This is a genomic window from Streptomyces sp. NPDC098789, assembly GCF_044759975.1.
Lineage (GTDB): Bacteria > Actinomycetota > Actinomycetes > Streptomycetales > Streptomycetaceae > Streptomyces.
Map to the genome: position 1 here is coordinate 21,098 of NZ_JBIWAJ010000026.1, position 21,283 is coordinate 42,380.

At 72.8% G+C, this 21,283-nt stretch carries 20 protein-coding genes and 1 tRNA gene; 8 read left to right on the plus strand and 13 right to left on the minus strand.

Going from position 1 to position 21,283, the window contains the following annotated elements:
• Nucleotides 1-13 precede the first annotated feature (13 nt).
• From ACIQWR_RS36240 to ACIQWR_RS36250, 3 genes are read right to left on the minus strand one after another with little or no spacing between them, the layout of a single operon-like run.
• Complete coding sequence (locus ACIQWR_RS36240) at nt 14-796, minus strand: energy-coupling factor ABC transporter ATP-binding protein (RefSeq protein WP_404018724.1); 783 nt, start codon at nt 794-796, stop codon at nt 14-16.
• Nucleotides 784-1,545 (minus strand): cobalt ECF transporter T component CbiQ, encoded by a 762-nt coding sequence (gene cbiQ, locus ACIQWR_RS36245; protein WP_404018726.1) that lies wholly within the window; start codon nt 1,543-1,545, stop codon nt 784-786. Before cbiQ ends, ACIQWR_RS36240 begins: the two co-directional genes overlap by 13 nt.
• 1 nt (nt 1,546) lies before the next feature.
• Nucleotides 1,547-2,623, minus strand: coding sequence for an energy-coupling factor ABC transporter permease (locus tag ACIQWR_RS36250; protein ID WP_404018729.1), 1,077 nt, complete (start codon nt 2,621-2,623; stop codon nt 1,547-1,549).
• 202 nt (nt 2,624-2,825) lie between these two features.
• Between ACIQWR_RS36250 and ACIQWR_RS36255 the strand changes: the two genes are divergently transcribed.
• A complete protein-coding gene (locus ACIQWR_RS36255; RefSeq protein ID WP_404018732.1) occupies nt 2,826-3,224 on the plus strand; it encodes an SsgA family sporulation/cell division regulator in 399 nt (132 codons plus the stop codon).
• A gap of 167 nt (nt 3,225-3,391) precedes the next feature.
• Here ACIQWR_RS36255 and ACIQWR_RS36260 read toward each other — a convergent pair whose 3' ends face one another.
• Both ACIQWR_RS36260 and ACIQWR_RS36265 read right to left on the minus strand, forming a co-directional pair.
• Nucleotides 3,392-5,632, minus strand: a complete 2,241-nt coding sequence (locus ACIQWR_RS36260; protein WP_404018734.1) for an MMPL family transporter — start codon at nt 5,630-5,632, stop codon at nt 3,392-3,394.
• Between the two features lie 147 nt (nt 5,633-5,779).
• Entirely contained in the window at nt 5,780-6,370 is a 591-nt protein-coding gene (locus ACIQWR_RS36265; protein ID WP_354380507.1) for a TetR/AcrR family transcriptional regulator, read from the minus strand.
• 199 nt (nt 6,371-6,569) lie between these two features.
• Between ACIQWR_RS36265 and ACIQWR_RS36270 the strand changes: the two genes are divergently transcribed.
• Together ACIQWR_RS36270 and ACIQWR_RS36275 are read left to right on the plus strand one after the other, a co-directional pair.
• Nucleotides 6,570-9,857, plus strand: a complete 3,288-nt coding sequence (locus ACIQWR_RS36270; RefSeq protein WP_404018737.1) for a S41 family peptidase — start codon at nt 6,570-6,572, stop codon at nt 9,855-9,857.
• A 40-nt stretch (nt 9,858-9,897) separates the two neighbouring features.
• On the plus strand, nt 9,898-10,074 hold the full coding sequence (locus ACIQWR_RS36275) for a hypothetical protein (protein WP_404018740.1): 177 nt from the start codon (nt 9,898-9,900) through the stop codon (nt 10,072-10,074).
• Between the two features lie 122 nt (nt 10,075-10,196).
• Here the strand turns inward: ACIQWR_RS36275 and ACIQWR_RS36280 are convergent, their stop codons facing one another.
• Genes ACIQWR_RS36280 through ACIQWR_RS36290 form a run of 3 tightly spaced genes read right to left on the minus strand, consistent with a single transcriptional unit; the run spans nt 10,197 to nt 13,704 of the window.
• On the minus strand, nt 10,197-11,081 hold the full coding sequence (locus ACIQWR_RS36280; RefSeq protein ID WP_404018742.1) for an SDR family oxidoreductase: 885 nt from the start codon (nt 11,079-11,081) through the stop codon (nt 10,197-10,199).
• On the minus strand, nt 11,078-12,082 hold the full coding sequence (locus ACIQWR_RS36285) for an alpha/beta fold hydrolase (protein WP_404018745.1): 1,005 nt from the start codon (nt 12,080-12,082) through the stop codon (nt 11,078-11,080). The genes ACIQWR_RS36280 and ACIQWR_RS36285 overlap by 4 nt, the downstream gene beginning before the upstream one ends.
• Nucleotides 12,079-13,704 (minus strand): flavin-containing monooxygenase, encoded by a 1,626-nt coding sequence (locus tag ACIQWR_RS36290; protein WP_404018937.1) that lies wholly within the window; start codon nt 13,702-13,704, stop codon nt 12,079-12,081. The genes ACIQWR_RS36285 and ACIQWR_RS36290 overlap by 4 nt, the downstream gene beginning before the upstream one ends.
• Before the next feature lie 306 nt (nt 13,705-14,010).
• Here ACIQWR_RS36290 and ACIQWR_RS36295 point away from each other — a divergent pair, with 306 nt between their 5' ends.
• Nucleotides 14,011-14,676 (plus strand): MerR family transcriptional regulator, encoded by a 666-nt coding sequence (locus tag ACIQWR_RS36295; protein ID WP_404018940.1) that lies wholly within the window; start codon nt 14,011-14,013, stop codon nt 14,674-14,676.
• On the opposite strand, the gene ACIQWR_RS36300 is transcribed toward ACIQWR_RS36295, so the two are convergent.
• Nucleotides 14,652-15,461, minus strand: a complete 810-nt coding sequence (locus ACIQWR_RS36300) for an exodeoxyribonuclease III (RefSeq protein ID WP_404018748.1) — start codon at nt 15,459-15,461, stop codon at nt 14,652-14,654. The two genes, ACIQWR_RS36295 and ACIQWR_RS36300, sit on opposite strands and share 25 nt — an antisense overlap.
• 84 nt (nt 15,462-15,545) lie before the next feature.
• On the opposite strand from ACIQWR_RS36300, the gene ACIQWR_RS36305 reads away from it, so the two are divergent.
• From ACIQWR_RS36305 to ACIQWR_RS36320, 4 genes are all read left to right on the plus strand, one after another.
• Complete coding sequence (locus ACIQWR_RS36305) at nt 15,546-16,043, plus strand: GNAT family N-acetyltransferase (protein ID WP_399264263.1); 498 nt, start codon at nt 15,546-15,548, stop codon at nt 16,041-16,043.
• A gap of 118 nt (nt 16,044-16,161) precedes the next feature.
• Nucleotides 16,162-17,031 (plus strand): YwqG family protein, encoded by an 870-nt coding sequence (locus ACIQWR_RS36310; RefSeq protein ID WP_404018751.1) that lies wholly within the window; start codon nt 16,162-16,164, stop codon nt 17,029-17,031.
• A gap of 43 nt (nt 17,032-17,074) precedes the next feature.
• Nucleotides 17,075-18,259 carry a cytochrome P450 gene (locus tag ACIQWR_RS36315; protein ID WP_404018754.1) on the plus strand — a complete coding sequence of 395 codons (1,185 nt, stop codon included), beginning with the start codon at nt 17,075-17,077 and terminating at the stop codon, nt 18,257-18,259.
• A gap of 49 nt (nt 18,260-18,308) precedes the next feature.
• Nucleotides 18,309-18,671, plus strand: coding sequence for a hypothetical protein (locus ACIQWR_RS36320; protein ID WP_404018757.1), 363 nt, complete (start codon nt 18,309-18,311; stop codon nt 18,669-18,671).
• Between the two features lie 33 nt (nt 18,672-18,704).
• On the opposite strand, the gene ACIQWR_RS36325 is transcribed toward ACIQWR_RS36320, so the two are convergent.
• From ACIQWR_RS36325 to ACIQWR_RS36340, 4 genes are all read right to left on the minus strand, one after another.
• Nucleotides 18,705-18,778, minus strand: a tRNA-Ala gene (locus ACIQWR_RS36325).
• A 66-nt stretch (nt 18,779-18,844) separates the two neighbouring features.
• Nucleotides 18,845-19,918, minus strand: coding sequence for a hypothetical protein (locus tag ACIQWR_RS36330; protein WP_404018758.1), 1,074 nt, complete (start codon nt 19,916-19,918; stop codon nt 18,845-18,847).
• Nucleotides 19,919-20,113: 195 nt separating this feature from the next.
• Entirely contained in the window at nt 20,114-20,725 is a 612-nt protein-coding gene (locus tag ACIQWR_RS36335) for a GNAT family N-acetyltransferase (RefSeq protein WP_404018761.1), read from the minus strand.
• A gap of 17 nt (nt 20,726-20,742) precedes the next feature.
• Nucleotides 20,743-21,231: a molybdenum cofactor biosynthesis protein B gene (locus ACIQWR_RS36340; RefSeq protein ID WP_404018943.1), complete on the minus strand. Its 489-nt coding sequence runs from the start codon at nt 21,229-21,231 to the stop codon at nt 20,743-20,745.
• Nucleotides 21,232-21,283 lie beyond the last annotated feature (52 nt).

Genomic DNA, 21,283 nt, shown 5'->3' on the forward strand with positions numbered 1-21,283 from the left:
CGAGCATCCGTGCTTATGCCACGGACACCGAGCGCGGGTCGAAGCCGAAGGGCAGCTCCAGCCGGTGCGCCCGCATCAGCTCCTCGTCGCACAGGAGGTCCTGGGTGCGCCCGTCGGCCGCGATGACCCCCTCGCTGAGGATCACGGCGCGGGAGCACAGTTCGAGGGCGTACGGCAGGTCGTGGGTGACCATCAGCACGGTGACGTCCAGCGAGCGCAGGACGTCGGCCAGCTCGCGCCGCGAGGCCGGGTCCAGGTTGGACGAGGGCTCGTCCAGGACCAGGATCTCCGGCTCCATGGCCAGCACGGTCGCGACGGCGACCCGGCGGCGCTGCCCGAAGGAGAGGTGGTGCGGCGGGCGGTCGGCGAAGTCGGCCATGCCGACCTGTTCCAGGGCGCCCCGCACCCGGCTCTCCAGCGCCGCGCCGCGCAGTCCGGCGGCGGCCGGGCCGAAGGCGACGTCCTCGCGGACGGTCGGCATGAAGAGCTGGTCGTCGGGGTCCTGGAAGACGATCCCGACCCGGCGCCGGATCTCGGCGAAGTTCCGCTTCTGCACGGGCAGCCCCGCGACGGTGACGGAACCGACCCCGCCGGTCAGGATGCCGTTGAGGTGCAGGACGAGCGTGGTCTTGCCCGCGCCGTTGGGCCCGAGCAGCGCGACGCGCTCCCCGCGCCCGACGGTGAGGTCGACCCCGAAGAGGGCCTGGTGCCCGTCGGGATAGGCGTAGGCGAGGCCGGACACCTCAAGGGAGGGAACGGCGGCGGAGGCGGGAACGGCTGGGGTCACAGGGTCCATCCCATCAGACAGACGGCCAGGGCCGTCACCGGGAGCACGGCCGCGTACGCCCACTGGGCGCGGGTGGCGCTCACCTCGTCGATCACCGGCATGGAACCGGCGTAGCCGCGGCTGACCATCGCCAGGTAGACGCGCTCGCCGCGCTCGTAGGAGCGGATGAAGAGCGCGCCCGCGGTCTTGGCGAGCACGCCCCAGTGCCGTACGCCGCTCGCCTCGAAGCCGCGGGAGCGGCGGGCGATCGTCATCCGGCGCAGTTCGTCGCTGATCACGTCGCCGTAGCGGATCATGAACGACGCGATCTGGACGAGCAGCGGCGGCAGCTTGAGCCGCTGGAGGCCCAGCAGCAGCGCCCGCAGCTCGGTGGTGGAGGCGAGCAGTACGGACGCGGCGACGCCGAGGGTGCCCTTGGCCAGTACGTTCCACGCGCCCCACAGGCCCGAGACGCTCAGCGACATGCCGAGCACCTCGACCCGCTCGCCCTGGGCCACGAAGGGCATCAGGACGGCGAAGGCGACGAAGGGGACCTCGATCAGCATCCGCTTGAGGAGGAAGGCGGCGGGGATCCTGGCCGCCGCGGCCACCCCGGCGAGCAGGACGGCGTAGAGGCCGAAGGCCCACACCGCCTCGCGCGGGGTGGACACGACGACCACGACGAAGCAGAACGCGGCGGCGAGCTTGCAGTGCGGTGGCAGCGCGTGGACGGCGGTGTGTCCGTGCCGGAAGAGCTTGTGGGCGTGGCCCGCGCCCATGTCAGAGCGCCGCGGACGCGGCGGTGCGGTCGTCGGCGCCGTGGTCGCCGGCGCGGCGGCGGCGGACGGCCCAGAAGATGCCGGAGCCGACCGCGACGGTCGCGCCGACGCCGATGACCCCGGCGAGGCCGCCGGAGAGGCGGGCGTCGCTGATGTCCTTGACGCCGTAGTCGGCGAGCGGGGAGTCCGAGGCGGCGTGCGCCGTGACCTTCTGGTCGATGCCCTGGTCGGCGGCGACCTTCTCCAGGCCGTCGGGGCTGGCGGAGGCGTAGAAGGAGACGAACCCGGCCAGCAGCAGGGCGGTGACCAGGCCGGTCGCCCAGACCTTCGTGGTCGAGCGGGCCGCGGCCGCGGCCGGGGCCGGGGTCCGGACCGGGGCGGCGGCCGGCGCGTCGACGAGTCGACCGTCCACGCGCAGCTTGAGCGGGGTGACCAGGGAGCTCGCGCCGTGGACCAGGTCGGGGCGGACGGCGAGCACGGCGCCGACGGTGAGCGCGGTGATCGCCGCCTCGCCGATGCCGATCAGGACGTGGACGCCGACCATCGCGGTGAAGACCTTGCCGACGGGCACGTCGGTGGTCCCGCCGAGGGCGTAGAGCAGGGTGAACATGCCGGCGGCGGCCGGGACCGAGAGGAGCGCGCCGGTGAAGGCGGCCGCGGTCACCGAGCGGCGGGTGTCGGGGAGGATCTTGACCAGGCCGCGGAAGACGGCGTAGGCGACGATCACCGTGACCACGGCCATGTTCATGACGTTCACGCCGAGCGCGGTCAGGCCGCCGTCGGCGAAGAGGAGGCCCTGCATCAGCAGCACCACCGAGACGCAGAGCACCCCGGTGTAGGGGCCGACGAGGACCGCGGCGAGCGCACCGCCCAGGAGGTGGCCGCTGGTACCGGCGGCGACCGGGAAGTTGAGCATCTGGACGGAGAAGATGAAGGCGGCGACGAGCCCGGCGAGCGGCGCGGTGCGCTCGTCCAGCTCCCGGCGGGCTCCGCGGAGGCTGACGGCGACGGCGCCCGCGGCGGCGACTCCGGCGGCTATCGAGACGGGGGCGTTGATGAAGCCGTCGGGCACATGCATGGGCGCTGCTCCGCTTCCTGCGGTGATCTTGCGGTGAACGGCCGGATTCCCCGGCCGTTCGAGAACCTTTCAAGAGTAGTGCCCAGTTGCAAAGGGTTGGCAAGAGCGTACGCACCACAAAAGGCGTCTCGCATGTTCGTCGGAATATGCGATTCTGGGGTGAATACGGACGCATATGTTCCGCTTTTGAGGAGACCGGTCGATGTCTGCCACCGCCGAGAATCCCCGCGCGACCGCCGTCGCCACGCCCGTCGAGCCCGTCGAGGTACGGGTCACCGCACGCGTGATCACCGACGATCCCCTCTACCGCAAGATCCCCGTCGCCCTGCGCTTCACCCCCGACGAACCCCTGGCCGTCCGGATCGTCTTCCCCGCGGACCTCTCCCCCGAGGGCACCGACAACGAGTGGGTCTTCCCCCGCGCCCTGCTGGAGGCCGGCCTCCAGGCCCCGACCGGCAGCGGTGACGTCCGCGTCTGGCCGTGCGGGCGGGTGCAGGCGGTCGTCGAGTTCCACTCGCCCGAAGGGGTCGCGGTGGTCCAGTTCGACATCGCGGCACTGCGCCGCTTCCTGCGCCGTACGTACGCACCCCTCACCCGTTAGGCCCCCGCGCACCGGATACGCCGAAGGGCCCGGCCCGCACCCCTGATCGGGAGTGCGGGCCGGGCCCTTCGTGGCGCGGGACCCAGGCCTGGACGGGACCGAGACGTTGACGGGACTCGGACCTTGGCGGGACCCAGGCGTCGACGGGACCCAGGCCTTGACGGGACTCAGACCTTGACCAGCTCGCGGTCCGCGTCCGGGCCCTCGGCGGCGGCGGAACCGGCGAGGTGCTTGCGCAGGCTCTCGCCCTCCACGTCCACGTTGGGCATGATCCGGTCCAGCCAGGCCGGCAGCCACCAGGCCTTGTGGCCCAGCAGGGCCAGTACGGCCGGCACGATGGCCATGCGGACCACGAACGCGTCGAAGAACACCGCGATCGCGAGGCCGAAGCCGATCATCTTGATCATCTGCTCGCTGGCCCCGATGAAGCCGGAGAACACCGCGATCATGATGACGGCCGCGGCCACGACGACCCGCGCGCTGTACTGGAAGCCGGTCACGATGGCCTGACCGGGACGCTCGCCGTGGACGTACGCCTCGCGCATCCGGGTGACCAGGAAGACCTCGTAGTCCATGGCCAGACCGAAGACGACGCCCACCATGAAGATCGGCATCATCGACATGATCGGACCGGTCTGCTCCACCCCGAAGAGCGAGCCGAGCCAGCCCCACTGGAAGACCGCGACGACCGCGCCGAGGGCCGCGACGACCGACAGCAGGAAGCCGAGGGCCGCCTTGAGCGGGACCAGGATCGAGCGGAAGACGAGCATCAGCAGCAGGAAGGCGAGGCCGACGACCAGCGCCAGGTACGGCAGCAGCGCGTCGTTCATCTTCTGCGAGAAGTCGATGTTCATCGCGGTCGCGCCGGTGACGTAGACGTTCTCGTCGCTGCCCGCGCGGATCTCGTGGACCAGGTCCTCGGTCTTCGCGGAGGACGGGCGGTCCTGCGGGATGACCGTGATGATCGCGGCGTCGCCGGCCTCGTTCAGGACGGGCTTGGTGACCGCGACGACCCCGTCGAGCTTCTTGATCCGCTCGACCGTGCTGTCGGCGAGGCTCTGGCCGCCGTTGACGACGACCATCAGCGGGCCGTTGAAGCCCGGGCCGAAGCCGTCGGAGAGCAGGTCGTAGGCCTTGCGCTGGGTGGTGGAGACCGGCTGCGCGCCGTCGTCGGGCAGGCCCATCTCCAGGCTGGTCGCCGGGATCGCGATCGCGCCGAGGCCGATCACGCCGACCAGCAGCACCATGATCGGGCGGCGCAGGACGAAGCGGGCCCAGCGGGTGCCGCCGTTCGGCCGCTCCTCGGCGCTGCCGTCCGCGGCGGTACGGGCCGGCTTGCCCTTGCCCTTGCCCTTGCCCTTGCCCTTGCCGAAGAGCTTGCTCTTCGTACCGGCGGGCAGCACCTTGCGACCCGCGAAGCCGAGGATGGCCGGGACCAGCGTGAGCGCCACGAGGACCGCGATCACCACGGTACCGGCGGCCGCGAAGCCCATCTTGGTGAGCATCGGGATGTTGACGACGGCCAGCCCCACGAGGGCGATGACCACGGTCAGACCGGCGAAGACGACCGCGGAGCCCGCGGTTCCGGCGGCCCGGCCGGCGGCCTCGTCGCGCTCGTGGCCCTCGGCCAGCTCCACGCGGTAGCGGGAGACGATGAAGAGCGCGTAGTCGATGCCGACCGCGAGGCCGATCATCATCGCGAGCGTGGAGGTGGTGGAGCCGAGGTCCAGCACGTTGGCGAGCGCGGTGATCGAGGAGACGCCGATGCCCACGCCGATCAGCGCGGTCAGCAGCGGCAGTCCGGCCGCGATCAGCGAGCCGAAGGTGATGACCAGGACGATCGCCGCGATGACGACGCCGACGATCTCGCCGGGACCGGTCTCGGGCGCCGTCATCAGCGCGTCGCCGCCGATCTCGACGGTCAGCCCGTGGGCCTGGGCGTCCTTGCCGGACTCCTTCAGCGCGTCACGGGTCTTGTCGGTCAGCTCCATGCCGCTGACCTTGTACTTCGTGCTGATGTAGGCGGTGGAACCGTCCTGGCTGACGGCCTGCGCCTGGAAGGGGTCGGTGACCGAGGCGATCTGGTCGGCGCCCGGCCCGGACTTCAGCCCCGAGACGATCTTCTCGACCTCGGCCTTGTGCGCGGGGTCGCCGACCTTCTGGCCCGCCGGGGCCTTGATCACCACGCGGGCGGTGGCACCGTCGGCGGACATGCCGGGGAAGCGCTGGTCGAGCAGGTCGAAGGCCTTCTGGGCCTCCGTTCCGGGTATCGAGAAGGATCCGGAGGTCGGTGCGGCCGCGCTGGCCGCGCCGAAGATGGCGACGAAGAGCAATGCCACCCAGGCGAGGGCGACGAAGCGGCGGCGCCGGAAGGCGCCCCGGCCGAGCCGGTAGAGGAAGGTGGCCACGTCGGCGGTTCTCCCGTTCGGGTCGTGGGATGGATCCGTGATGGATCAGGGCGTGATGAGCCGGCCCGACGACGAGAGCGGCGTGTCAGGAGCAGCGGGAAAGGGCCAAGAAGGGTCGAGAGGGCCGAGAAGGTCGAGAGGGTTGGCTCAGACGCCGAGGGCGGGGAACACCACGGCATCGATGAAGTCGGCGAGGAAGACCCGGTCCACCGAGCGGTCCTCGATCAGCGGGAGCGCGATGAACGCCCCGATGAGCATGTGGGGTACGAAGTCGAGCGCCGGACAGTCGGGAGCGATCTCGCCCCGGTCCACCGACCGCTGCAACATCGACTGGAGACCACTGATCTCCGGGTCGACGAGCAGTTCGCGCAGTGCCTTGTGGAGTTCGGGACTCTCGTGGACCGCGTGCGCCAGCCCGCGCATCAGCGCGGTGTCCTTCGCCATCTGGGCGTCGTCGGAGTTCTCGATCATGACGGCGAAGTCGCCGCGCAGGCTGCCCGTGTCGATGTCCCGCAGCGAGACCGGCTGGGTGCACCGCAGGGCCTTGGCGACCAGCTCCGGCTTGCTCCCCCACTGGCGGTAGAGGGTGGCCTTGCTGGATTTGGTGCGCGCCGCGACGGCGTCCATCGTGAGCGCTTCGTAACCGACCTCGCGCAGCAGGTCCAGGACCGCTCCGTGCAGCTCGGCCTCCCGCTCGGGGGTGATCCGGCTGCGTCGTGACAAGACCTCTTCGGTCATTTCCACGTCCTTCCACCGGTCGCTTCCCGAACGGACACACTTCGTACTCCACAGACGATACCCGGGCCGCTAGCGAAACGAAACCGTTCCGTTTCGCTTAGTCAGTGGTGTGCGTCACGCGGCGTGGCACGTGGGGATCACCTGTACGAGTTACCGGGCCCGAGTTGCCGGGCCCCCTCGGCGCGGAAAGCATTGGGGGGTGAGTCACGACGTCGCGTACCTCCGGTTCCCGCACCTGCACGACGACATGCTGTGTTTCGCCGCTGAGGACGATCTTTGGGTGGCGCCCTTGGTTCCTCCTGGAGAACCGGTCGGCCGGGCCTGGCGGATCACCGTCGACCGGACCCGGGTCGGCCACCCCCGCTTCTCCCCGGACGGCCGCCACATCGCCTTCACCACCTGGCGCAGCCTCGACCCCGAGATCCATCTCGCCCCCGTCGACGGCGGCCCCGCGCGCCGCCTGACCCACTGGGGCTCCACCGACACCCGGGTCTGCGGCTGGACCCCGCCCGACAAGGACGGCCGCAGCGACATCCTGGCCGTCTCCTCCCACGGCCAGCCCTTCTCGTACTTCGCCTGGGCCTACAGCCTGCCGACCGACGGCAGCCCCGGCGGCCGCCTGCCCTGGGGCCCGGTGTCCGACATCGCCGTCCAGGAGGCGGACGGCGGCGAGCGCCGGACCCTGCTGCTGACCGGCAAACCCCCGCACGAACCCGCCGCCTGGAAGCGCTACCGCGGCGGCGCCACCGGACGGCTGTGGCTGCACGGCGAGCGGCTGCTGGAGGGCATCGAGGGCCACCTCGACTCCCCGATGTTCGTGGACGGCCGGATCGCCTTCCTCTCCGACCACGAGGGCATCGGCAACCTGTACTCCTGCCTGCCCGACGGCACCGGGCTGCGCCGCCACACCGACCACGCGCGGTTCTACGCGCGCCACGCCTCCAGCGACGGGACCCGCGTCGTCTACCAGTGCGCGGGCGACCTCTGGCTCGTCGACTCCCTCGCGCCCGGCTCCGTACCGCGCAAGCTGGAGGTGCGCCTCGGCGGCCCGCGCGCGGGGCGGCGCACCTACCAGGTCCCGGCGGCCAGCCACGTCGACTCCCTCTCCGTGGACGCCACCGGGCGGGCCAGCGCGGTCGTGGTGCGCGGCAGCCTGTACTGGCTCACCCACCGCGACGGGCCCGCGCGGACCATCGCCGACACCCCCGGCGTGCGGGTGCGGATGCCGGAGATGCTGGGCAGCGGCGGGCAGGTCGCCTACGTCACGGACGCGGAGGGCGAGGACACGGTCGAGATCGCCTACCTGCCCCGGGCCAGCGGCGAGCGGGAGCCGCGCCGGCTCGCCTCGGGTGCGCTCGGGCGCGTGCTGGAGATGGTGTCGGACCCGGACGGGGAGCGGCTCGCGATCGCCTCCAACGACGGTCGGGTCCTGCTCATAGATGCGACGGAGGAGTCCAACGGGGAGGTCACCGAGCTGATCCGGTCGATCAACGGGCCGGTGACCGACCTCGCCTTCTCCCCCGACGGGTGCTGGCTGACCTGGTCGCACCCGGGCATCGGGCGCTCGCTGCGGCAGATCAAGATGGCCCGGATCGCCGGTCCCGGCGGGCGGACCATCGTCGACGTCACCAACGGCCGCTTCGAGGACGAGAACCCGGTCTTCACCCGGGACGGGCGCTACCTGGCGTTCCTGTCGTGGCGCGGCTTCGACCCGGTCTACGACGTGCACACCGGGGACCTGTCCTTCCCGCTGGGCTGTCGCCCGTACCTGGTGCCGCTGTCCTCGGCGACCCCCTCGCCCTTCGCGCTGTCGCCGGACGGGCGCCCGGCGGCGGGCGGACTCGATCCGGTCGAGGGGGACGCCGATGCGGGTGACGGGGCGGTGACGGTGGAGGTGGAAGGCTTGGAGAGCCGGGTCACGCCCTTCCCGGTGACCGCCTCCAAGTACTCCGCCCTGTACCCGGTGAGCGGTGGCGGGCTGGTGTGGTTGCGCTGGCCCATCTCCGGCGCGCTCGGCGAGACCTTCGCCAACCCCGCCGACACCAGCGGGAAACCGACGCTGGAGCACTTCGACATCACCAAGGCGCGCAAGACCGAATTGGCCTCCGGGCTGGACTGGTTCGCGGTCAGCGGCGACGGGACCCGCCTCGTCGTCAATGACGACGGGGACCTGCGCGCCGTCCCCGCGACGGAGTCGGGGGACAGCGACTCGACGGTCTACCTCGACCTGCGCCGGATCCTGCATGAGGTGGACCCTGCCGCCGAGTGGCGCCAGGCCTTCGAGGAGGCCGGGCGGATCATCCGCGCCTACTTCTGGGAACCGAAGATGTGCGGGATCGACTGGGACGGCATCCTGCGCCAGTACCGGTCCCTGGTCGAAAGCGTCGCGTCCCCGGACGAGTTCGCCGACCTCCTGCGCGAGGTCCTCGGCGAGCTGGGCACCTCACACGCCTACGTCGCCCCCGCCCGCCGCAACGAGGGCCCGCCGCACTACCAGCGCGCCATCGGGCTGCTGGGCGCCGACCTGGTGCCCCGGGACGGCGCCTGGGTGGTCGCCCGGATCCTGCCCGGCGACTCCTCCGACTCCAAGGCCCGCTCGCCCCTGGCGGGCACCGGGATCCGCGAGGGCGCGGTGCTCACCCACGTGGACGGCCGGCCGGTGGACCCGCTGGCCGGCCCCTACCCGCTGCTGTCGGCGGCGGGCGGGACCACGGTCGAGCTGACCTTCCAACCCGCCGAGGGCGAGGGGCGTGCCCGCCGGGTCGCGATCGTCCCGCTCATCGACGAACGCCCGCTGCGCTACCAGGACTGGGTGGCCAAGCGCCGCGCGGTGGTCCGCGAGCTGAGCGGCGGCAAGTGCGGTTACCTGCACATCCCCGACATGGGCGGCTCCGGGTGGGCCCAGTTCAACCGGGACCTGCGCCTGGAGGTGTCCCGGCCCGCGCTCCTCGTGGACGTCCGCGGCAATGCGGGCGGGCACATCAGCGAGCTGGTGGTGGAGAAGCTGACCCGCTCGATCCTGGGCTGGGACCTGACCCGCAACGCCCAGCCCGTCTCGTACGCCTCCAACGCGCCGCGCGGTCCCATCGTCGCGCTCGCCGACGAGGCGACCTCGTCCGACGGGGACATGATCACCGCGGCCTTCAAACTCCTGGGCCTGGGACCGGTGGTCGGCCAGCGCACCTGGGGCGGGGTGGTCGGCATGACCGGCCGTCACACCCTCGGGGACGGCACGGTGATCACGGTCCCGATGAACGCGGCCTGGTTCCCGGAGTACGGCTGGTCGGTGGAGAACCACGGCGTGGAACCGGACCTGGCGATCCTGCGCACCCCGCTCGACTGGGCGGAAGGGCGCTACGCGCAGCTCGACGACGCGGTGCACCTGGCGCTGGAGCTGCTGGAACAGGACCCGGCGGCCGTGCCGCCCGGCTACGCGGACGTACCGGACCGACGCCGTCCGCAGCTGCCGCCCCGGTCGGACGATTGATCGAAATGCGCGGTATATCCGGTCGTGGAAGTCTGTTCGCATGGGAATACGAGAGCAGTTCCAGGACAAGGCGAAGGAGCTGGCCGAGCGGGCCGGGGCAGCCGCGCAGGAGCAGCAGGACGAAGGCTCCCAGCGAGCGGCCCAGGTCTCCGAGCGGGCGAAGGAACGGGCGCGCGCCGCCTTCGACCAGCCTTACGAAGAGGCCTCCGAGCGATGAGCGGGGCGGGCTGAGCGCGGCGCACCGAGCACTGATCACGCGCACGGCGAGCTGAGCACGGCACCCACCGGCTGAGGGGCGCGACCCGACCGTCCACGGGTCGCGCCCCTCCCGCATCCGCGTCAGGCGTGCTTGGTGCGTTCCTGTTCGTCCGCGGCTCCGCCCGCGCCCACCAGCCCCCGCGACACACTGGCCAGCCGCGGCTCGAACCGCTTCATCTCGCGCTGTCCGACCGAGGCGATCAGACCCGGCAGGTAGCCGCGCACGCCCTGCATCCCCCGCAGCCACCACTGCGCGTACACGTGCGCCGAGCGCCGCTCGATGCCGGCGACGATCCGGTCCACGGCGGGCCCGAGCGGGTACGTGCGGTTCGAGGGCCACGGCAGCCGCTGGCGCAGCTCCCGCATGACCTCGTCCTGATCGGCCCCGCGCACCATGTCGGTGTCGGTCCAGGACAGGTAGCCGACGCCCACCTTGACGCCCTTGTAGCCGACCTCGGCGCGCAGGCAGTGCGCGAAGGCCTCCACCCCGGACTTGGAGGCGCAGTACGCCGTCATCATCGGGGCGGGGGTGATCGCGGCGAGCGAGGCGATCTGGAGGAAGTACCCCCGACTCTCCATCAGCACGGGCAGGAACGCGCGGGCCGTGACGGCCCCGCCGATCAGGTTGACCTCGATCACCCGGCGCCAGGCGTCCGGGTCGGAGTCGGCGAACGGACCGCCCGCCGCGACCCCGGCGTTGGCGACGACGATGTCCACCTTGCCGAAGCGCTGCTTGACCTCCTGGGCCACCCGGGCCATCGCCTCGTGGTCGGTGACATCGGCGTACCAGTGGTCGCTGTCGGTGTGCAGCCGGTCGGCGACCTCCTTGAGGGCGTCCGGCTCCAGGCCCACCAGCGCGACCCGGGCCCCGCGCGCGGACAGCTTGCGGGCCAGCAGCTCGCCGACACCGCGGGCGGCGCCGGTGACGACGGCGACCTGGCCTTCCAGACTCCTGGACTCGCTCACGGCGTCTTCTCCTTCGTGTCCTTCGTGCGCGGGGTCGTGCTCGATGTCGCACTCGCGGCCGGGGTCGCGGACGGTGTCGCGGCCGGGGTCGGCCCGGCGAGGTAGCGCTCGGCCAGCTCCCGGATGACGCGCGTGACGGCCTCGGGGGCTTCGATCGGGGTCATGTGGCCCATGCCCGTCAGCTCGGTGAGCCCGACGCAGTGCGGCAGCGCGGCGGCCAGCCCGCGGGCGTGCACCACCGGGGTGAGCCGGTCGGCCGTGCCACCGATGACCGCGGTCGGCACGGTGAGGTGCGCGAGCCGGTCGTCCAGGTCCAGCCCGTGGAGCACCTGCGACCACCCGTGCCGCACCCCGGTGGGACAGCCGTGCACGATGCGGGCGCACGCCTCGACCCGGTCCGGCGCCGAACCGGGGCCCATCGTGGCGTACTTGAGCACCTTCCGGGCCACCGGCGTGACCGGCCCCAGGGGGGCGCGCGAGCCGAGGACCGCGCCGGTCATCCGGGTCCGGGTGCGCCCGGCGCGCAGCGGCACCACCAATGCCTCCTCGACCAGCCGGGAGCTGCCCGTGCTGCACAGCAGCGCCGCGGCGACCCGCTCGTCGAACTCCGGCCGGCCGGCGGCGGCCATGACCGTCATCCCGCCCATCGAATGCCCGGCGACCACCGCGCGCTCCCCGGGGGCCAAGGTGGCCGCCAGGACGGCGACCAGGTCGTCGGCGAGCGCCCCCGTGCCGTAGGCCCGCGCGGCCGGGCTGCGGCCGTGGCCCCGCTGGTCGTAGGCGATCACCCGGTGGGTCGCGGCCAGGTCGCGGACCTGCGCGGCCCAGAAGGCGGTGGAGCAGGTCCAGCCGTGGGCCAGCACCACGGCGGGGGCGCCCTCCTCGCCGTGCACCTCGACGTGCAGCCGGGAGCCGTCGGCGGAGACGACCTCCAGGGAGCGCCGCGCCGCCGGGGGCGCGTACGGCCCGGTGGTGACGTGGGGCGTGCGCCGGGCGCTCACGCGGCGCCCTCTTCGGCGCCCACGGTCAGGGTTCCCGCGGTCACGGCTTCCACGATCACGGCTTCCACGGGGACTTCCGCGGGGACTTCCGCGGCGGCGGACCCGACCCCCACGCCCCGGCCGCGCAGCACCTCGTACTCGGCGAGGTCCACCCGCCGCGTCTCGCGCCGGAACTCGCCCGTCGTCCCCGGCCACACGGTGGTGTTGCGCCCGTTCGCGTCGAGGTACCAGCTGGTGCAGCCGCCGGTGTTCCACACGGTCCGCTTCATCCGCTCCTGCACGCGCCGGTTCCAGGCGTGCACGGCGGAGGGGCGCGCGGCGAGCGCGGTGCGCCCGTCCGCGCCGCCGCGGCCGCCCGGTGTGAGGAGGCCGAGCTGACGGACGTAGTCGGCGAGGTAGTTCAGCTGCGACTCGATCATCAGGATCATCGAGCTGTTGCCGAGCCCGGTGTTCGGCCCGATGATCGTCATCCAGTTCGGGAAGCCCGCCGCGGTCGCCCCGCGCAGCGACTGCATCCCGTCCTTCCACTCCTCCGCCAGCGTCCTGCCCTCGACGCCGACCACGCGGTCCGCGATCGGCATGTCCGTGACGTGGAAGCCCGTACCGAAGACGATCGCGTCGACCTCGGTCTCCGTGCCGTCGGCCGCGACCAGCACCGAGCCGCGGATCTCCTTGAGCCCCGAGGCCACGAGGTCCACGTTCGGCCGGGCCAGCGCCGGGTAGTACTCGCTCGACAGCAGGATCCGCTTGCAGCCGATGCGGTACGACGGCGTCAGCTTGGCGCGCAGCGCCGGGTCCTTGATGGAACGGGCCATATTGGCCTTGGCCAGGGATTCGATCAGGCCGAGCCGGTTCGGGTGCTTGGTGAAGGCGCCGACCTGGAGCTCCCGGATGCCCCACAGCAGGCTGCGGCGCGCGGCGCGGGTGAAGGGCAGCTGGCGGTGCAGCCAGCGCTCCCCGGCGCTGATGGCGCGGTCGGTGCGCGGCATCACCCACGGCGGGGTGCGCTGGAAGAGGGTGAGGCGCTCGACGTCGGGCGCGATGGCGGGCACGATCTGGATGGCCGAGGCCCCGGTCCCGATCATCGCGACGCGCTTGCCGCGCAGGTCGTAGTCGTGGTCCCAGCGCGCGGAGTGGAAGACCTTGCCGGGGAAGCCGGCGAGCCCCGGCACCTCCGGCGTCTTGGGGTCGGAGAGCGGTCCGGTCGCGGAGACCACCACGTCGGCGGTGAAGCCGCCCTTCGAGGTCTCGATCTCCCACCGCAGCGCCTCGGCGTCCCAGCGCATCATCTCGACCTCGGTGTTCAGCCGGAGGTGCGGGCGCAGGCCGAAGGTGTCGGCGACGTGCTCCAGGTAGGCCCGGATGTGCGGCTGGCCGGAGAAGGTGCGCGGCCAGTCGGGGTTGGGGGCGAAGGAGAAGGAGTAGAGGTGCGAGGGCACGTCGCAGGCGCACCCCGGGTACTCGTTGTCGCGCCAGGTCCCGCCCACCGAGTCCGCGCGCTCCAGGACCACGAAGTCCGTGACCCCCTCGCGCCGCAGTCGCACGGCCGCTCCGAGCCCGCCGAAACCGGACCCGACCACCGCCACCCGTACGTGCTCACGCTCATCCGCGTGTCCGCCCATGCCCGCCGCCTCCGCTTCCGCTTCCGCTTCACTCACAGCCTGCACCCCACGATCGCGCCAGCAATCACTGGCACGGTTGGAGCGTAGAGCAGCTCCGTACTCATGGGTAGGGGGCGCGAAGGGAAAGTTACCGTCGGTACGCCTTAGGGTGCGCCTGTGGCGGACAAAGAGGCGCGAGAGGCAGACCCGACGACCGACCCGGCGGCAGACCCGACGGCCGACCCGACGGGCGGGGCGACGGGCGGGCCGGACTCCGGCGACCCGGCGGAGCGTACGGAGCCGGCGCGCGAGTACCGCACGGAGGAACTGGCCGAGGCGGCCGGCATCACCGTGCGCACCCTGCGCTTCTACCGCGAGCGCAAGCTCCTCCCGCCGCCGCGCCGCGAGGGCCGCATCGCCTGGTACGACGACCACCACCTGGCCCGGCTGCGCACCATCGCCGCCCTGCTGGAGCGCGGCCACACCCTCGGCGGCATCGCCGAGCTGACGGCGGCCTTCGAGAACGGCCGCGACGTCGGCCAGCTCGGCGAACTGCTCGGCATGGGCTGGTCCCAGGAGACCCCGGTCCGCCTCACCCCGCAGGCGCTGGCCGACTACTTCGAGGGCGAGGTCACCCCGGAGAACCTGGCGGCCTCCCTCGACCTCGGCTACCTCGCCACCGACGGGGACGAGATCGTCCACGTCAGCCGCAACCTGCTCGACGTGTCCTCGGCCCTGGTCCGCGAGGGCATCCCGCTGGCCGCCGTGCTGGAGACGGGCCGCCGGGTGCGCGCCCACGCGGACGACCTGGCCGCGCTGTTCACCGAGCTGATGGAGACCCACCTGCCCGAGGGGGCCACGGAGCGCCTGCGCCCGCTCGCCAAGAGCGTGGTCGAGGCGGAGCTGACGATGGCCATGGACCGCCTGATGGCGGCCCGGGAGCGCCTGGGGGCGCGGGCCCCCGCGGCTCAGCCCAGCGCGCCCAGCTCGTAGACGACGGTCACGGGGGCGTGGTCCGACCACCGCTCGGGGTGGGTCTCGGCGCGCTCGACGAACGCCTTGACGGCCCGCTCGGCCAGTCCCGGCGTGGCCACGTGCAGGTCGATCCGCCAGCCCGCGTCGTTGTCGAAGGCCCGCCCGCGGTAGGACCACCAGGAGTACGGCCCCTCGCCCTCGGGCTGCAGCGCGCGCACCACGTCCACGTATCCGGCCCCGTCGTAGACCTGCCCGAGCCACTCGCGCTCCTCGGGGAGGAAGCCCGCGTTCTTCCGGTTGGTCTTCCAGTTCTTCAGGTCGGCCTCGCGGTGGCAGATGTTCCAGTCCCCGCAGACCAGCACCTCGCGCCCCTCGGCGGCGGCGCGCTCCTTGAGCGCGACGAGGTAGGTGTGGAACTCCGCCATGAAGCGGTACTTCTCGTCCTGCTTCTCGGTCCCGGCCTCGCCCGACGGCAGGTAGAGGCTGGCGACGGTCACCCCGGGGAGGTCGATCTCCAGGTACCGCCCGGCGGCGTCGAACTCATCGCTCCCGAAGCCGACCTGTACGCGCTCGGGCGCGCGCCGCGTGTACAGCGCGACCCCCGCCCGCCCCTTCGCGGCGGCCGGCGCGAAGACGGTGTGCCATCCCTCGGGCCGGCGCACCTCCTCCGGAATCTGGCCCTCCTCGGCCCTGACCTCCTGGAGGCAGACCACGTCGGCGCCGGATCCGGCGAGCCACGCCCCGAACCCCTTCTTGGCGGCGGCGCGGATGCCGTTCACGTTCACGGACGTCACAGTGATCAAGACTCAGCTCCACAACATCGCGCCCCCACGACAACAAAACGGTCCCCAGCGTACCCCCGCGGGCGACGGCCGTACGATGTTCGAATGCCTCACGGGATCCAGCTCCGCGCCGTGCCGTACGACCACCCGGACGCGGTCAAGCTCAACGACCAGGTCCAGCTCGAATACCAGGCGCGCTACGAGGGCGACGGCGACGTCACGCCCCTCGACCCGGCCATGTTCGCCCCGCCGAACGGCCTCTACCTCCTCGCCTACGACGCCCAGGGCGCCCCCGTCGCGAGCGGCGGCTGGCGCGCCATGGACGAGAACGAGGAGGGCTACGCGGACGGCGACGCCGAGCTGAAGCGGATGTACGTCATACCCGAAGCCCGCGGCCTCGGCCTGGCCCGCCGCATCCTGGCCAGGCTCGAATCGGACGCCCGCACCGCGGGCCGCGTCCGCATGGTCCTGGAAACGGGCGACCAGCAGCCGGAAGCCATCGCCCTCTACGCCTCGGAGGGCTACACCCCGGCCCCCACCAAGTTCGGCCACTACCGCACCTACGACTCGAGCCGCTGCATGACCAAGCCACTGACCCCCTGACCCCGCCGAGCCGATCCAGCCCCGCCGGCGTTTGAGGCGCGGGGTCCGGGGCGGAGCCCCGAGGGGCCACCGGGACGGCCCCCGCCCCGCTGTCAGTGACCTCCGGCATGATCGAACCATGACGCACGGAACCACCGCGGCCTTCCGCGACCTCGCCCAGCAGCACCTCCCCGCCGACGCGGCCGAGCGGTGGATGGAGCTGTTGCGCCCCGGGGTGCGGCTCGAAGTGGCGGTCGGCACGGGCGACGCCGTCATCGGCCGGCTCGGCGGACTGCCGCCGCTCCCGGCCGGCGTCGAGTGGCCGACCTGGGAGGGCCACGGACCGCTGTCCTTCGTCGCCTCCGTCGACTGCGCGGCCCTGCCCGCCGACGACCTCGACATCGCGCTCCCCGCCGACGGGACCCTGCTGTTCTTCTACTTCGACGGCCAGCTGGACGACGGCGACGCCCTGGTCCTGGCCGACGACCCGGACAGCCAGGCCGGCGCCCGCGTGCTCCACGTCCCCGCCGACGCCGATGCCGTGGAGCGCCCGGCCCCGCCCGGGCTGAGCGCGTACCCCGTCGTGCGCCTGACGGCCCGGCCGACGATGACCGCCACCGAACCCTGGCACCCCAGGACCCAGCGGGCGTTCGCCCCGCGGGCCGCCTTCGGCAAGGCGTACGACCACCCGGTGTGCAAGGAGCCCTTCCTGGACGCGATCTGGGACTTCGACGGCGACGTCGGCCACCAGATCGGCGGCCACGCGCACGCCGTGCAGAACCCGGTGGAGATGGAGATCGCCCACGCCGCCCTGGGCGACGGAGCCGCCTGGGACGACGAGCGGATGCCCGCCGAGGTCGAACGCTGGGTGCTGCTGGCCCAGTTCGACAGCGAGGACGCCGCCGACATGATGTGGGGCGACTGCGGCGCCCTGTACTGGATGATCCGCCCCGAGGACCTGGCCGCCCGCCGCTTCGACCGCGCCGCCTTCACCTGGCAGTGCGGCTGACCTCCCGCCCGGCGGCGATCGGGGCCCGCCTAGGGTGGGTCGCATGAACCTTCAGGGCGAGTCCGTCGACGATCCGCACGCCACCAACCGGCAGCTGCGCGACGCGGCCCCGGTGCACCGCGTTCCCGGTCCCGGCCCCGGCGGCAGACCCGTCTGGCTGGTCACGCGCTACGACGACGTGCGCGCGGCGCTCGCGGATCCGCGGCTCTCCCTCGACAAGAAGAGCTCCACGGGCGGCGGTTACCAGGGCTTCTCGCTGCCGCCCGCCCTCGACGCCAACCTGCTGAACATGGATCCGCCCGACCACACCCGCCTGCGGGGGCTCGTGGGCCGGGCCTTCGGCCCCCGCCGGGTCGCGGAGCTACGGGCCCCCGTCCGCCGGACCGCCGACCGCCTCCTCGACGCCCTCGGCCCGGACGGCACCGCGGACCTGATCCCGGCCTACGCGGCGCCGCTGCCGATCACCGTCATCTGCGAACTGCTCGGCGTGCCCGAGGAGCGGCGCACGGACTTCCGCGCCTGGACCGACGCGCTCGTCGCCCCGGACCCCGCCCGCCCCGGGGCCGCCAAGGAGGCGGTGGGGGCGATGCTGGCCTTCTTCGTCGAACTCGTCGCGCACAAGCGCCGCCACCCCGCCGACGACCTGCTGTCCGACCTGATCGCCGTCCGGGACACCGACGGGGACCGGCTGAGCGAGGACGAGTTGGTCTCGCTCGCCTTCCTCATCCTCATCGCCGGCTACGAGAACACCGTCCAGCTCATCGGCAATGCGGTCCACTCCCTCCTGAGCCACCCCGAGCAGCTGGCACGGCTGCGCCGGGACCCCTCGAAGCTCCCGGCGGCCGTGGAGGAACTCGCGCGCCACGAGGGGCCGGCGCTCGTCGCGATCCGCCGCTTCCCGACGACCGACGTGTCCATCGGAGGCACCACCGTCCCCGCGGGCGAGACGGTCCTGCTGTCCCTGGCCGCCGCCAACCGCGACCCCGCCCGCTTCGACCGCCCCGACCTGCTCGACATCGACCGGGACGCCTCCGGCCACCTGGCCCTGGGGCACGGCATCCACTACTGCCTCGGCGCCCCCCTCGCGCGCGCCGAGACCGAGATCGCCCTGGCCGCCCTCCTCGACCGCTTCCCCGAGCTGCACCTGGCCGCCCCGCACCCCCGGTGGCGCCCGTCCACCCGCGCCCGCGGCCTGGTCGAACTCCCGGTCTCATACCGCACGACGTAGCCCTCCACCTGTGCTCCCGGCACACGAACGCCGAGCGGGGGCAGGCAGAGTGACACGGGAGACACGGGCCGGGGACGTCGGCGGCGGTCGCTACCAACTGGTCGCGCCCATCGCCTCGGGCGGCATGGGCCGCGTCTGGAAGTCGTCGGACCTCGACGACGCGGCGGAGGAATGGGCCCGTCTCGTCGCGCCCTTGGTGCCCGGCCCCGAAGTCATCGCCGAGCGCTGGTTCCGCGCGATGGACCCCGTCACCGAGCTCATGGCGAGCCGGTACGGCCGGTGGGCCTGCGGCTGGAACGGGGCGGTGGGCGAGGGCGACGTCGATGGCGGGGTCGTCGACGGGAGGCGCGACGCCCCCGCCCCGCAAACGCCGAGATCCCGCCCGGTCTTTCGACCGGACGGGATCTCATGACGTTCTCGGGAGCAACCCGCGAACTGTCGTTTGTGGACCTGTGGGGATTTGAACCCCAGACCCCCTCGATGCGAACGAGGTGCGCTACCAGACTGCGCCACAGGCCCTTGCGACGTGTGAAACATTAGCACCCCATCCGGGGTGCACGGAAATCCGTTGTCCCGCAGGTCACGTCACTCGTTCGCGGCGCGCGGGCGGTCGTCGCCCTCGTACTGGTCGAAGAGCGGAGTGCGGCCGCGGTCGCGGCTGCGGCGCGGGGTCGGCGGGGTCGCCCTCTGCTCCGCCCTCTGGTCCGCGCGCGGGTCCGGGACGGCCGCGTGGGGCGCCGTCTGCTGGTGCGGCTGCTGGGCGCGCAGCCGGGGTTCCGTCGGCTCCGCCGCGCTGGAGCGCGAGGAGCTCCAGGCGTCCGGGGACGCCGGGCCGGTGGCCCGGGGGGCCACGGGGGCCGTCACGTACGTCGGCAGCGGGACCGGGACCGGCTCCCAACTGTCGCCGCGCGCCGGGCCCCGCTCACGCTCGCGCTGCTGGTCCACCCACTCCGCGTGGTCGGTCTGCTCGACCAGGGCGCGCCGGCCGGCCTCCTGCGGGGAGACCGGTGGCGCGGGGTCCGGTTCGGAGCCCGCGGCGGCCTCGGGTTCGCGGCGCCGGGGGCGGTTCTCGCGCAGCCGCCGGGCGGCGGTCTCGGCACGGCGCCGGTCCATGGTGAAGACGAACCGCCGCCGCTCCTGCACCCGCAGGTGCACGATGTAGGCGCTCAGCAGGATCGCGGGGACCGCCGGGGCCCAGAGGTAGCGCAGCCCGCCGACGGCGGCGACGACCGCGCCGAGGGTGAAGACGAGGAAGAGCATCGCGGTGGTGCGCCGGCGCCGGGCGAGGACCTGGAGGCGCTGTTCGCGCCGGGCGCGCTCGGCGCGGTCCGCCCGTTCGGCGCTCGCACCCCGCGGTTCCGCCCTGGTTCTGGGCACGGCATTGACCCGGGCGTCGGCGTCGACGGAATTCACTTTCTCCGTCGCGGCGTCCGGGTCCGCGTGGTGCTGGGCTTCCGCCTCCTCGTCACCGCGCTCACGCAGCCCCTTGGCGTAACGGCGCTCCATTCCCGCCCGGCCGGAAAGCAGCCGGATGGCGGTGGAGAAGCGTTCCGTCGGACGGGCTTCGTTCAGCTCGTCCTGCCTCCGGAGCCACATGGGCACCAAGTAGGCGGCCCAGGCCCCCACGATGACTGCGTAGATGAGGCCGCTGCTGCTCACACCCCACACCGTAGAGGGGTACGGCCGGAGGCATCCGCCAATTGGACCGGTGTGTCGCACGATCCGGCTGATATCACGGACTTTTTTTGTGATTCTTCGGATCAGGTTATGGATACTCCGGCGAATATTCGAACCTTTATTCGAACAATCGGATCCTGGTTGCCAATGGCGACCATTGACCGCCCTGCGCCGAAGCTATTTCTGCGGCGGAGCGTGCCCGTGGCGTTCGCGGTGCCAGCGGTTCAGCAATCCGTCCCGCACCTCCTCCGCCGTCAGCGCGAAGACGAGGTGGTCCCGCCACGCGCCGTCGATGTGCAGGTAGCGCGGCCGCATGCCCTCCTCGCGGAAGCCCAGCTTCTCCACGACCCGCCGGCTCGGCCCGTTCTCGGGCCGGATGCACACCTCGATGCGGTGCAGCCCGACCTGGCGGAAGCAGTGGTCCACCGCCAGCGCCACCGCCGTCGGCATCACGCCCCGTCCGGCCACGTCGCGGTCCACCCAGTAGCCGACGTGGCCCGCGCACATGGAGCCCCAGGTGATGCCGGCGACCGTCAGCTGCCCGACGAGGCGGCCCTGGTACTCGATGACGAAGGGCAGCATCCGGCCCCCGTTCGCCTCGGCCCGCAGGTGGCGGACCATCTGGCGGTACGTCGGCCGCTGCACGGCCGGGCCCCAGGGCGCGGCCGGCGGAATGGTCGCCTCCCACGGCCGCAGCCAGTCGCGGTTGCGCCGGTTCACCTCGCGCCAGGCACGCTGGTCACGGACTTTTATCGGCCGGAGCGTGACATCGCCGTCCGCCAGCACCACCGGCCAGGTGGGTCCGTTCAGCTCGGGCTCCCGGGTCTGGGATGGTCGCCGCCCCGGATCTGGTCGACGGCGTGGAGCAGGATGCGGTCCAGGACGCTCAGGCCGTCCCGTACGCCGCCGGTCGAACCCGGCAGGTTGACGATCAGCGTGTGTCCGGCGACGCCCGCCAGGCCCCGGGACAGGGCCGCGGTCGGCACCTTCGCCAGGCCCTCGGCGCGGATCGCCTGCGGGATGCCGGGGATCTCGTAGTCCAGGACCCGCGCGGTGGCGTCCGGGGTCCGGTCGGTGGGCGAGATCCCGGTCCCGCCGGTGGTGAGGATGACGTCGTACCCGGCGACCACGCCCTCGCGCAGGGCCTGTTCGACGGGGTCGCCGTCGGGCACCACGCGCGGGCCGTCCACCGCGAAGCCGAGCCGGGCGAGGGCGTCCGCGAGCAGCGGGCCGCCCTTGTCTGCGTAGACGCCCCGCGAGGCGCGGTTGGAGGCGGTGACGACCAGCGCGCGCAGCGCCGCGGACGTGCTCCGCGACGCGGCGGATCCGCCGGACCCGTCGCCGTGG